The 11,345-nt window shown below is 52.1% G+C and carries 11 protein-coding genes, 5 tRNA genes and 2 rRNA genes (1 of these 18 cut by a window edge); all 18 read left to right on the forward strand.

Annotated features, from left to right (window positions below; all coding sequences use genetic code 11):
- Nucleotides 1-642: ribosomal RNA gene (locus tag ABO_RS01885) — 23S ribosomal RNA — on the forward strand; it begins 2,249 nt to the left of the window's first position.
- Between the two features lie 199 nt (nt 643-841).
- Nucleotides 842-957, forward strand: a 5S ribosomal RNA gene (rrf, locus tag ABO_RS01890).
- Between the two features lie 760 nt (nt 958-1,717).
- A complete protein-coding gene (locus ABO_RS01895) occupies nt 1,718-3,400 on the forward strand; it encodes an AMP-binding protein (RefSeq protein WP_011587662.1) in 1,683 nt (560 codons plus the stop codon).
- Nucleotides 3,401-3,405: 5 nt separating this feature from the next.
- Nucleotides 3,406-4,368, forward strand: coding sequence for a biotin--[acetyl-CoA-carboxylase] ligase (locus ABO_RS01900; RefSeq protein WP_041704769.1), 963 nt, complete (start codon nt 3,406-3,408; stop codon nt 4,366-4,368).
- Nucleotides 4,365-5,102: a type III pantothenate kinase gene (locus ABO_RS01905; RefSeq protein ID WP_011587664.1), complete on the forward strand. Its 738-nt coding sequence runs from the start codon at nt 4,365-4,367 to the stop codon at nt 5,100-5,102. Before ABO_RS01900 ends, ABO_RS01905 begins: the two co-directional genes overlap by 4 nt.
- Before the next feature lie 44 nt (nt 5,103-5,146).
- Nucleotides 5,147-5,767: an SPOR domain-containing protein gene (locus tag ABO_RS01910; RefSeq protein WP_232501286.1), complete on the forward strand. Its 621-nt coding sequence runs from the start codon at nt 5,147-5,149 to the stop codon at nt 5,765-5,767.
- An 83-nt stretch (nt 5,768-5,850) separates the two neighbouring features.
- Nucleotides 5,851-5,926 (forward strand) — tRNA-Thr (locus ABO_RS01915).
- 77 nt (nt 5,927-6,003) lie between these two features.
- Nucleotides 6,004-6,087 (forward strand) — tRNA-Tyr (locus ABO_RS01920).
- A 76-nt stretch (nt 6,088-6,163) separates the two neighbouring features.
- Nucleotides 6,164-6,237: transfer RNA gene (locus tag ABO_RS01925), tRNA-Gly, on the forward strand.
- Between the two features lie 44 nt (nt 6,238-6,281).
- A tRNA-Thr gene (locus ABO_RS01930) sits at nt 6,282-6,357 on the forward strand.
- Nucleotides 6,358-6,513: 156 nt separating this feature from the next.
- Nucleotides 6,514-7,704, forward strand: coding sequence for an elongation factor Tu (gene tuf, locus ABO_RS01935; protein ID WP_011587666.1), 1,191 nt, complete (start codon nt 6,514-6,516; stop codon nt 7,702-7,704).
- A 66-nt stretch (nt 7,705-7,770) separates the two neighbouring features.
- Nucleotides 7,771-7,846 (forward strand) — tRNA-Trp (locus ABO_RS01940).
- 43 nt (nt 7,847-7,889) lie between these two features.
- The gene (secE, locus tag ABO_RS01945) at nt 7,890-8,264 is read left to right on the forward strand and encodes a preprotein translocase subunit SecE (protein WP_035459622.1); all 375 of its coding nucleotides are present in this window, start codon (nt 7,890-7,892) and stop codon (nt 8,262-8,264) included.
- Between the two features lie 9 nt (nt 8,265-8,273).
- Complete coding sequence (gene nusG, locus ABO_RS01950) at nt 8,274-8,816, forward strand: transcription termination/antitermination protein NusG (protein ID WP_011587668.1); 543 nt, start codon at nt 8,274-8,276, stop codon at nt 8,814-8,816.
- A gap of 115 nt (nt 8,817-8,931) precedes the next feature.
- Entirely contained in the window at nt 8,932-9,360 is a 429-nt protein-coding gene (rplK, locus tag ABO_RS01955) for a 50S ribosomal protein L11 (RefSeq protein ID WP_011587669.1), read from the forward strand.
- Nucleotides 9,361-9,363: 3 nt separating this feature from the next.
- Entirely contained in the window at nt 9,364-10,059 is a 696-nt protein-coding gene (gene rplA, locus ABO_RS01960; RefSeq protein ID WP_011587670.1) for a 50S ribosomal protein L1, read from the forward strand.
- Nucleotides 10,060-10,365: 306 nt separating this feature from the next.
- Nucleotides 10,366-10,896: a 50S ribosomal protein L10 gene (rplJ, locus tag ABO_RS01965; protein WP_011587671.1), complete on the forward strand. Its 531-nt coding sequence runs from the start codon at nt 10,366-10,368 to the stop codon at nt 10,894-10,896.
- A 64-nt stretch (nt 10,897-10,960) separates the two neighbouring features.
- Nucleotides 10,961-11,338, forward strand: a complete 378-nt coding sequence (rplL, locus tag ABO_RS01970) for a 50S ribosomal protein L7/L12 (protein WP_011587672.1) — start codon at nt 10,961-10,963, stop codon at nt 11,336-11,338.
- The last annotated feature ends 7 nt before the right edge of the window (nt 11,339-11,345 follow it).

Below are 11,345 nucleotides of genomic sequence, written 5' to 3' on the forward strand. Positions count from 1 at the left end.
CCCAAAGAGTAACGGAGGAGCACAAAGGTACCCTCAGCACGGTCGGACATCGTGCAACGAGCGTAAAGGTAGAAGGGTGCTTGACTGCGAGACCTACAAGTCGAGCAGGTGCGAAAGCAGGTCTTAGTGATCCGGTGGTTCTGTATGGAAGGGCCATCGCTCAACGGATAAAAGGTACTCCGGGGATAACAGGCTGATACCGCCCAAGAGTTCATATCGACGGCGGTGTTTGGCACCTCGATGTCGGCTCATCTCATCCTGGGGCTGAAGCCGGTCCCAAGGGTATGGCTGTTCGCCATTTAAAGAGGTACGCGAGCTGGGTTTAGAACGTCGTGAGACAGTTCGGTCCCTATCTGCCGTGGGCGTTGGAGATTTGAGAGGAGCTGCTCCTAGTACGAGAGGACCGGAGTGGACGAACCTCTGGTGTTCCGGTTGTCACGCCAGTGGCATTGCCGGGTAGCTACGTTCGGACGGGATAACCGCTGAAAGCATCTAAGCGGGAAGCCTCCCTCAAGATGAGATCTCCCTGGGAACTTGATTCCCCTGAAGGGCCGTTGAAGACCACAACGTTGATAGGCTGGGTGTGGAAGCGTTGTAAGGCGTGAAGCTAACCAGTACTAATTGCCCGTGAGGCTTGACTATATAACACCAAAGCAGTTACTCGGCTTATCGCCAGGTAACGCAAAGATACGGTGTGAGAGATAACTAACCTTGCAGTTGAATAGCAAACTTCTCGTTACCCAATTTGGCTTTGCCGGTGTGCAGTATTTACCTAGGTAAAACACCGGGAAGGCAACCTATTTGGTCCTCCTGATTTAATCAGGAAAACCAAACCAGATTGCCTGACGACCATAGAGTATTGGAACCACCTGATCCCATGCCGAACTCAGAAGTGAAACAGTACATCGCCGATGGTAGTGTGGGGCTTCCCCATGCGAGAGTAGGTCATCGTCAGGCTCTTAAATACAGAAAAACCCTCGTCGCGTCAGTGGCGGGGGTTTTTTTATTGGCGCCTGTCCGGGCAGCCTAAAATCAAATTATAACTATCGACGACCTTTTCTAACCTCGCCAGCTCTTCGACCATGTCAAAAAACTGCTTTTACTACACCTTTCACGAAAGAATCACTGACTAGCTACAAGCTGTTGAAAAGCGACGTGCGCCTCAGTGTCCTGAGGTGTGAAGCTATGGAGTGTTGTCGCGATGGGCGGAGATCAATTGCGGTTAGAGGTCCACTTCAGTCCTCCCTCTCTGGTCTTCCGGGCTGGCACGTCTCGCTTGGTCTATATCACAAGCCGGTCTACCAGATTATTCAAGAGCGTTAGCTTAATAATAGGAGAGTATGCGGGGCTAAATTGTATTCAGTTGCTTCCTTTCTAATGCGTTTCGTAATGTTCTTTTTTCAGTACCTGTAAGGCTCTACTCTTTGGTCCCGGAGATTGGTTATTTGTAAAGTAAACAAGCGTTTACATGATGTTTCAAGATAGTGCGGGGCTCCATAGTGATGAGGGAAAGTGGTATGGTTGCTTTTGTTGTTTTGGGATGGCAGTGAAGAAGGTGTGGTAGGAGAGGTGTTTCTGCGTGCCGCGGCCGTCTTCAGCGGGCTGATGCCTAGTCATTTGCTAAACACAGTTAACGGAATTCGCAGGATATGCCTGCTCCGGTTTGCTTTTAGCTGGCCGTTTCATTGGATCTTAAACTCGGGAAAGGTTAAGAATTATGATAACAGATAAGAGTACGATCACTCCCCTTAAGGCACTGGCTCGGCTCCGTTCGCAACAGGGTGACGCAGTAGCGTTTGTTCAGCCACTAGGTGGTGGCGAGCTGCGTGAATACACTTGGAAACAGGTAGATGAAGAAGCGCGCAAGATTGCGGCGTATTTGCAATCTATCGGGATGCAGAAAGGTGACCATGTTGCGCTGGTTTCTAAGAACTGTGCTGAGTGGATTATTACCGATGTGGCGATTTGGATGGCAGGAGGCGTTAGCGTTCCTTTATACCCAACCCTTGTGGCTGAAACCGTGCGCCAAATTCTGGAGCACAGCGAATCCAAATTCCTTTTTGTCGGCAAGCTTGACGACTGGGACATAATGAAAGCCGGTGTACCTGACGGTGTTCAGCAGATCGCCTTGAGTCTAGCTCCTGCAGATGTGTTGAAGGACTTCCCGAAGTGGCCAGATATTATCCGTGACACGGCACCTTTGCTTGAAGTAAACGCTCCGGCCCTGACCGACCTCGCTACCATTGTTTACACTTCGGGGACCACAGGGATGCCGAAGGGGGTAATGCACGATTTTGAAGGTCTTTCCACTGTGGGGGAAAAGATGATCAAACTGTATGACCTGAAGCCGGACGGACGCATGATCTCTTATTTGCCGCTATCTCATGTGGCTGAGCGTGTTGCTGTGGAAATCGCTGTTCTCTATGTGGGGAACAAAATTTTCTTCGCCGAATCGCTTGATACCTTCGGTGAAGACATCAAGCGTGCGCAACCGACGGTCTTTTTTGCTGTGCCCCGTATCTGGTCTAAGTTTTATCAGAAAGCTTCTGAAGCGCTGCCACCGAAAAAACTGAATCTTTTACTGAAGATTCCAATCGTCAATAAGATTATCAAGAAGAAGATACTTGGTGCCATGGGGCTGGATGAATGCCGTATCGCGTTGTCAGGGGCTGCTGCGCTGTCCCCCGAGATTATTGCCTGGTTCAAAAAACTGGATCTAGAAATTCTTGAAGGGTACGGCATGACAGAAAACCTGGCTTGGTCGCATTCTACGGAAGAGGGTGATCAACAGATTGGTTGGGTTGGTACGCCCAATGACGGTGTTGAGTGCCGCATTGGTGATGGTGGTGAGATTTTGGTGCGTAGTGTGGGTAATCTGAAGGGTTACTACAAGCAGCCGGATAAAACAGCGGAAGATTTGACCGAAGATGGTTGGCTGCACACTGGTGATGTGGGCGAAATCGACGGTAAAGGTCGCCTGCGTATCACTGGCCGGGTTAAAGAGATTTTTAAGACGGAGAAGGGCAAATATGTTGCGCCGGCACCCATCGAGAATCGTCTGTCGACAATGCCTGGACTCGAATTAGCCTGCGTGATTGGTCAAGGTATGGGGCAGCCGGTGGCATTGCTCAATCTTACTCCGGAAGAGCAGGAGCGCTTGAGCAAGGATGGTGAGAAAGAGCGCTTCAACAAGGAGCTGGAGAAGTTATTGGCGCGCGTCAATGAAGAGCTGGACCCGCATGAGCGTTTGACCACCCTAATCGTGTGTAAGGATGCCTGGACCGTTGAAAACAACCTGATCACGCCGACGCTGAAATTGAAGCGTAACGAAATCGAAAAACGTTATGGCGATGCAATTGTTCGATGGTCTAAGACCCGAGGAGTGGTTTGGGAAGCGTGAGCGAGATGAAGGAGGCGGACCTAGCGTTGGTTCGCCTTCTTTCTGACGGTTCCTTTCGTTCTGGCTCTGAGCTAGGCGATGAGCTTGGTATTTCGCGGGCGGGAGTCTGGAAGCGAGTGCGGCGGCTTACCGACTTTGGTCTTGCCCTTGAGTCTGTAAAAGGAAAGGGCTATCGGCTGGCTCAGCCTCTGGAGTTGATTGACCCAGACATCGTTAGGCGCCATTTGCATGGCGCTGCAGATTTACATTATCAGTGGGTGACAGGCTCTACCAATGCGGATGCATTGGCTCTGAGTGGCCCTGTTGTCCGTCCTCAAGTTTTCATTACCGAATGTCAGCAGGCGGGTCGTGGGCGTCGCGGTCGTGCCTGGCAGTCCCCTTTTGCGGCTAATCTTTATGCTTCTATTCGCTTCACGCTAAATGGTGGCTTTGCTGCCTTAGGCGGCTTGAGTCTGGCGGTTGGCGTTGTGGTGGGTGAGGCGTTGCGTGCGTTCGACCCCGCCCTTCCTGTTGCGCTCAAGTGGCCCAACGATTTGTTAGTGAATGGTGCGAAGGTTGGCGGCATATTGATTGAGCTGGCAGGTGAAATGGAGGGGCGGGTGGATGTTGTGATTGGCGTTGGGCTCAATGGTCGCATGACTGCCGCTCAGGCGGAGTTGATCGACCAACGGTGGACTGACCTAGCCACTGTGCTAACGGTGATGCCCTCGCGAACGGAGCTGGCAAGCCAGGTGATTACTCAGTTAATGGATATGCTGCCACTTTTTCAGGCGCAAGGGTTTGATGCCTTTAAGGGGGCGTTTGCAGACTTTGATGCCGTGTCCGGTAAAAAAGTGGTGGTCAGTGCTACAGGTCAGAATCTTGTCGGGGTTGCTGTCGGGGTGGCGTCTGATGGTGCGTTGTTGCTGGAAACTGACGATGGGATCCGTTCTCTTTATGGAGGAGAAGTGAGTTTGAGAATTCAATGATGCTGTTTGTTGATGTGGGGAATACCGCCATGAAGTGGCGCTACCGCGATGGTGATGTCATACACCAAGGCGGAGGGCGCCATGAGCGTGAGTGGTCACGAGTGGTTGAGCTCATGCTGAGATCATTAGTAGGCATGCCGAGTGAAATATGGGTGGCCTCGGTGGCTGGGCCGGAGGCTGATGAAACAATTGCTTATTACCTGAAGGAGGCTATTCGTTGCGAGCCCCATTTCTATTATTCTTGTCAGTCAGATTTTGGCGTGGAAAGCTGTTATCCAGAGCCGAGAAAGCTGGGAGTGGACCGTTGGGTGGCAATGATTGAAGGCTTTCAGCGTTATGGTGCCTCCATCATTATAGACTGTGGCAGTGCGTTAACTATTGATGCTGTTGATTCGCGCGGCACTTTTCTTGGTGGCTACATTGTGCCTGGCCTTGGGATGTTGCGAGGCGCCTTGCTGAGAGACACATCGGATGTGCACATTGAGCCGGGAATGGCGCAATTGGGATTGGGGCGGTCTACCGGTGAGTGTGTCCATAACGGACTCTTGCGCATGTCTGTGGCCTTTGTCACGGAGGTGGTGCTTGAACTGCGCCAAGTGCTTGATGATACTTGCAAAGTGCTAGTTACCGGCGGAGATGCCCCGGAGCTCATTGGTGCGTTTACGTTTGAGTTCCTGCATGCCCCTGATTTAGTCCTAGATGGATTGGAGCGGGTGGCGGCACGACAACAATAAATAATAAGGGGGCTGCTGTGCGGTGGATATTCTATAGTTTGTTAGTGATCAACTTGGTCTACGTAGGCTTTCAGTTGGTCGGATCGCTATCCCCCGAATCAGCGTCTCTGAATCTTTCTGAGCCAAGGCATGCGGATGATGAGCGGCTGCAATTGCTTGCAGAGCGGCCGCAGCCACGCAGTGGAGGCGAGGCCGGTGTGCCTAGTGGGAGTTTGTGTACGGTAGTAGGGCCTTGGAAAAATCAAGAAAGAGCTGAGGCGGGCGCCGTTCAGCTTAGAGCCATTGGCTTGGCGGGCAGCGTGCGAAGTTTGAGTGTGCAAAAGGATAGGCTTAATTGGGTCTATTTGCCCCCTTATGCGGGCAGAGCGCGGGCTCTGCAAGTATTGCGTGAGTTGCAGGATCATGGAATCGACAGCTTTGTAGTTAAGAATGGAAAAGATGCCAATGCCATCTCTCTGGGCTATTTTTCTAGTGCAGAATCAGCTGAAGGGCTTCGCGTGAAGATGCGGAATGCGGGTTACCCGGCGTTTGTTCGTGAAACGTCCCGCAATGTGACGGAGTATTGGCTGTATTTGTCTGATTCATCGGTTGAAAATAATCCTGACCTAAAAGTATTTCTTGAAGCAAATCAATCACTTAATGTTTCCAAAGTGTCCTGTCTCTGAGTTGCTGCGCAATTATTAGGCGTTTGTTGCCTAAGTGGATTGCGTCCCCCCATGCCTTTCTATAGAATTCGCAACCCTTGTGAGCTGGCGTAGCTCAGTTGGTAGAGCAGCTGATTTGTAATCAGCCGGTCGGGGGTTCGACTCCTCTCGCCAGCTCCAATTTATAAATGCTTGGTGGCTACTTGAAAAGAAGTTGACAAGTTATTGAAGTGTAAAGAGAATGTAGGCCCTTTTCTGGAGGGGTTCCCGAGTGGCCAAAGGGATCAGACTGTAAATCTGACGCGAAAGCTTCGGAGGTTCGAATCCTCCCCCCTCCACCAGATAAGTTGGTTTTGCTGTGCGGCAGTTGTCGCTAGGGAAACCAAAAGCCGGATTGCTGAAAGGCAAGCAAGGTTAGCGGGTATAGTTCAACGGTAGAACCTCAGCCTTCCAAGCTGATGGTGCGGGTTCGATTCCCGCTACCCGCTCCAAATCCGGAGAAGTTTGGCTGCCGCTAAGGTGGCATGAAGGTTATGCTCATGTAGCTCAGTAGGTAGAGCACACCCTTGGTAAGGGTGAGGTCACCGGTTCAAATCCGGTCATGAGCTCCAGTTTCCGGGCTCGGGTATATCCTGGGCCTGGCTTCATGTGTCTTGATGGTGCCAGGGTGGTCTGCAGGCATAGAATGCAGTCCTTAAATGTGTCTTTCTCGGGTGTATGCGCGCCATATGGCGAAAAAGCACAGCCAAATTAAGAGGTGAAGAGTCGTGGCTAAGGAAAAGTTTGAACGTAATAAACCGCACGTAAACGTAGGCACCATTGGTCACGTTGACCATGGTAAAACCACCCTGACTGCCGCGTTGACCCGCGTGTGTGCAGAAGTATGGGGCGGCAACGCCGTTGCTTTCGATGGTATTGATAATGCCCCGGAAGAGCGTGAGCGTGGTATTACCATTGCGACCTCTCACGTAGAGTACGATTCTCCAACTCGTCACTACGCCCACGTAGATTGCCCCGGTCACGCTGATTATGTGAAAAACATGATCACCGGCGCCGCGCAGATGGATGGCGCAATCCTGGTATGTTCCGCCGCAGACGGCCCCATGCCGCAGACTCGTGAGCACATCCTGCTGTCCCGTCAGGTTGGCGTACCTTACATCGTTGTGTTCCTGAACAAAGCGGACATGGTTGACGATGAAGAGCTGCTTGAGCTGGTAGAAATGGAAGTGCGTGAGCTGCTGAGCGACTACGACTTCCCGGGTGATGATACTCCGATCATTAAGGGTTCAGCGCTGAAAGCACTGGAAGGCGACACTAGCGATATCGGTATGCCTGCGGTGCAGAAGCTTGTTGAGACTCTGGATGAGTACATTCCGGAGCCAGAGCGTGCCGTTGATCAGCCGTTCCTGATGCCGATCGAGGATGTGTTCTCTATCTCTGGTCGCGGTACTGTAGTAACCGGTCGTGTAGAGCGTGGCATCGTTAAAGTAGGCGAGGAAATCGAAATTGTGGGCATCCACGACACCACCAAGACTACCTGTACTGGTGTTGAGATGTTCCGCAAGCTGCTGGACGAAGGTCGTGCTGGTGAGAACGTTGGTGTCTTGCTGCGTGGTACTAAGCGTGATGAAGTTGAGCGTGGTCAGGTATTGGCCAAGCCAGGCTCCATTAACCCGCATACCAAGTTCGTTGCTGAGGTATATGTCCTGAGCAAAGACGAAGGTGGCCGTCACACCCCGTTCTTCAACGGTTACCGTCCGCAGTTCTACTTCCGTACAACTGACGTGACGGGTGCATGTACTCTGCCGGAAGGAACCGAAATGGTAATGCCTGGCGATAACGTGCAAATGGACGTTGAGCTGATCGCTCCGATCGCCATGGAAGATGGTCTGCGCTTCGCGATTCGCGAAGGTGGCCGTACCGTTGGTGCCGGCGTAGTAGCTAAAATCACTGAATAAGTTGTTCGGTGGTAAGGGTGGCGGGCCTCGCTCGCTGCCCTGTTTGTTTTAGGTTTTTAGAGTTACAGGCCAGTAGTTCAATTGGTAGAGCACCGGTCTCCAAAACCGGCTGTTGGGGGTTCGAGTCCCTCCTGGCCTGCCAATTTTCCCAAAACTGCCACTAAGGTGGTGGGGTGCATCGTCAGATGAGCGAGAAAACAGAAGCGCGTTCCGGCTCTGCCGCCTTTGAGGCGGTGAAGTGGTTGTTGGTTGTGGGGTTTGTTGCTGCGGCCGTAGTGGGCAATAGCTATTTCTCCGACCAGCCGACCCTCTATCGAGTAATCGGTGTTGTTGCTGTTTCTCTGGTGGCGGTATTTGTTGCTCTGCAGACTGAGCAGGGCAAGGCATTCAATCAGCTGCGGAAGGACTCCTTGGTTGAGCTGCGCAAAATTGTGTGGCCGACGCGTCAGGAAACCCTGCAAACTACGCTGATTGTTCTGGTCTTTGTTGTGATTGTAGCCCTGTTGCTTTTTGTGCTCGACTGGATTCTCGGTGGACTTATGTCCTGGGTTATTGGCTAAGGGGTGAGCATGGCAAAGCGCTGGTACGTAGTACACGCCTATTCAGGTTTTGAGAAATATGTAAAGCGCGCCCTTGAAGAGCGCGTTAAATTGCGTTCTATGGAAGAGCTTTTTGGTGGCATTCTGGTTCCAACTGAAGAGGTGGTTGAAATCAAGGGTGGCCAGAAGCGTAAATCCGAGCGCAAATTTTTCCCGGGTTACGTTCTGGTGCAGATGGAGATGTGTGACGATTCCTGGCACTTGATCAAGGAAACCCCGAAAGTGATGGGCTTTATTGGTGAAGATTCGAAAAATCCGGGTCGCGTTTCACCGATTACCCAGAAAGAAGCGGATGCTATTCTGCGGCGCATGGATGATGCAGTAGAGAAGCCGAAGCCCAAGACGTTATTTGAAGCGGGTGAGGTGGTTCGTGTTAATGACGGCCCCTTTGCTGACTTCAATGGTGTGATCGAAGAGGTGAATTACGAGAAGAGTCGCCTGCAAGTTGCGGTGATGATTTTTGGTCGATCAACGCCTGTTGAGCTGGAGTTTGGTCAGGTCGAGAAAACCTGATAAAGCAGAGCGTTTAAATGAGGTGCCCCGGTCGCTGTAAAAGGCGGTCGGGGCGTTTTGACAACCTGAGGGGAGCCCGTTATAGACGCGGCGTTTGCACCCAAGGAGTCTTAAAATGGCGAAGAAAGTACAAGCCTACATCAAGCTGCAGGTTGCAGCTGGCCAGGCTAATCCTTCACCGCCGGTTGGTCCTGCTCTGGGTCAGCACGGTGTGAACATCATGGAGTTTTGTAAGGCGTTCAACGCCCAGACTCAGCAGCTGGATGCCGGGGCACCGGTTCCGGTTGTGATCACCGTGTACAACGATCGCTCCTTTACCTTCACCATGAAGACGCCGCCGGCGGCCTACCTGTTGAAGAAGGCAGCAGGGATCAAGAGTGGTTCCGGTGAACCGAACACCAAGAAAGTGGGCAAGGTAACCCGTGCGCAGCTGGAAGAGATCGCCAAGGCTAAAGAGCCTGATCTGACCGCTGCGGATATGGATGCCGCCGTGCGCACTATCGCGGGTTCTGCCCGTTCCATGGGCCTGGATGTGGAGGGTTAACCAATGGCTAAACTGTCTAAGCGTAACCGTGCCATCCGCGAGAAAATTGAAGCGGGTAAGCTGTATCCGGTGGAAGAAGCGGTTGCCCTGCTGGCTGAGCTTTCTGCCGTTAAATTTAAAGAGTCTGTGGATGTAGCGGTAAACCTGGGTGTTGACCCGCGTAAATCCGACCAGAACGTCCGTGGAGCCTCTGTCCTGCCCCACGGTACAGGTAAAACTGTCCGTGTTGCTGTTTTTGCTCAAGGCGCGAAAGCTGAAGAAGCAAAAGAAGCGGGCGCAGACGTTGTCGGTTTTGATGATCTGGCTGAACAGGTTCAAGGTGGCGAGATCAACTTTGATGTGGTGATCGCCTCCCCCGACGCCATGCGCGTTGTCGGCAAGTTGGGCACGATTCTTGGCCCTCGTGGTCTGATGCCTAACCCGAAGGTTGGTACCGTGACTCCGGATGTGGCTCAGGCTGTCAAGAATGCCAAAGGTGGTCAGGTCCGTTACCGCACCGATAAAGGTGGCATAATCCACTGCACGGTGGGTCAGGTAGGTTTTGATACCAATGCCATCAAAGAAAATGTGGAAGCGTTGATTGCTGATCTCAAGAAGGCCAAGCCATCATCCGCTAAAGGGACTTTCTTCAAGAAAGTAACGCTGTCCACCACTATGGGTCCTGGTCTGTCTATCGATCCGGCATCCTTGGTGATGTAATGAGTTTCGATCCTGCCGAAAGGCTGGATCAAAAGGGCTTTGATCCCGATGCCGCGTCACCTGTAGTGAGCGTTATCGGGGCGTCAAAGACCGCAGGTTTTCGGTGTGTTTTGGTGTCTGCCTTTATGAGGTAAGTAAACCGCCGAGATTAAGGGGTAACCGCCTGCGCAGGCGCGGTAGTTGTTTCCTGATTTGTTCAGGTTGTGGCTCCGCGATATTGGTCGGGAAACCGACCTTGGCGACCGCCTCAAAATCAGATCGTAGTCGATTTTGACGGTTAATGTTTGTGAATCCAGGAGGTACATCATGCCTTTGAATCTGGAGGACAAACGAGCGATTGTTGCTTCGGTAAATGCTGTTGCTGCTGAAGCGCTGTCTGCTGTGGTTGCTGACTATCGTGGTCTCACTGTTTCTCAGATGACTGAGTTGCGTAGTAAGGCCCGTGAAACCGGTGTGTACCTGAAAGTAGTACGGAACACGCTGGCGAAGTTCGCCGTGAAAGACACAGAATTCGAGTGTCTGAACGATGCACTGGTTGGCCCCACTGTTTTGGCTTTCTCCAAGGATGATCCGGGCGCTGCTGCTCGCCTCATCAAGGATTTCGCCAAAGACCATGACGCGCTGGAAGTAAAAGCTCTGGCCGTGGGTGGCGTAACTTATGGTGCTCAGGATATCGATGTCCTCGCCAAGTTGCCGACTCGCGACGAAGCAATTTCTCAGCTCATGTCCGTTATGCAGGCCCCTGTGGCCAAGTTTGTTCGTACCCTCAACGAGGTGCCTGGCAAATTTGTTCGTACGGTTGCTGCAGTTAAGGACCAGAAACAGAGTGCTGCCTGATTTTCAGGTTGCGTAACTACCCGATCTAATCGGATCGCCACAGTGGTGATTTAGGAGATTGAAAATGGCCGTTTCCAAAGAAGATATCCTCGGCGCTATCGCCGATATGAGTGTTATGGACCTCGTTGAACTGATTGAGGCCATGGAAGAGAAGTTCGGCGTAACTGCCGCTGCCGCTGTTGCTGCTGCTCCAGCAGCTGCCGGTGGTGATGCTGCTGCTGCTGAAGAGCAAACTGAGTTTGACGTTGTTCTGAGCAGCTTCGGTGACAAGAAAGTTGGCGTGATCAAAGCTGTTCGTGAAGTAACTGGCTTGGGTCTGAAAGAAGCTAAAGAGCTGGTTGAGAGTGCTCCTGCTCCTGTTAAAGAAGGCGCTACCAAAGACGAAGCCGAAGAGATCAAGAAAAAGATCGAAGAGGCTGGCGGTACTGCCGAGCTCAAGTAAGCGCATT

The organism is Alcanivorax borkumensis SK2 (assembly GCF_000009365.1).
Classification (GTDB): Bacteria; Pseudomonadota; Gammaproteobacteria; order Pseudomonadales; family Alcanivoracaceae; genus Alcanivorax; species Alcanivorax borkumensis.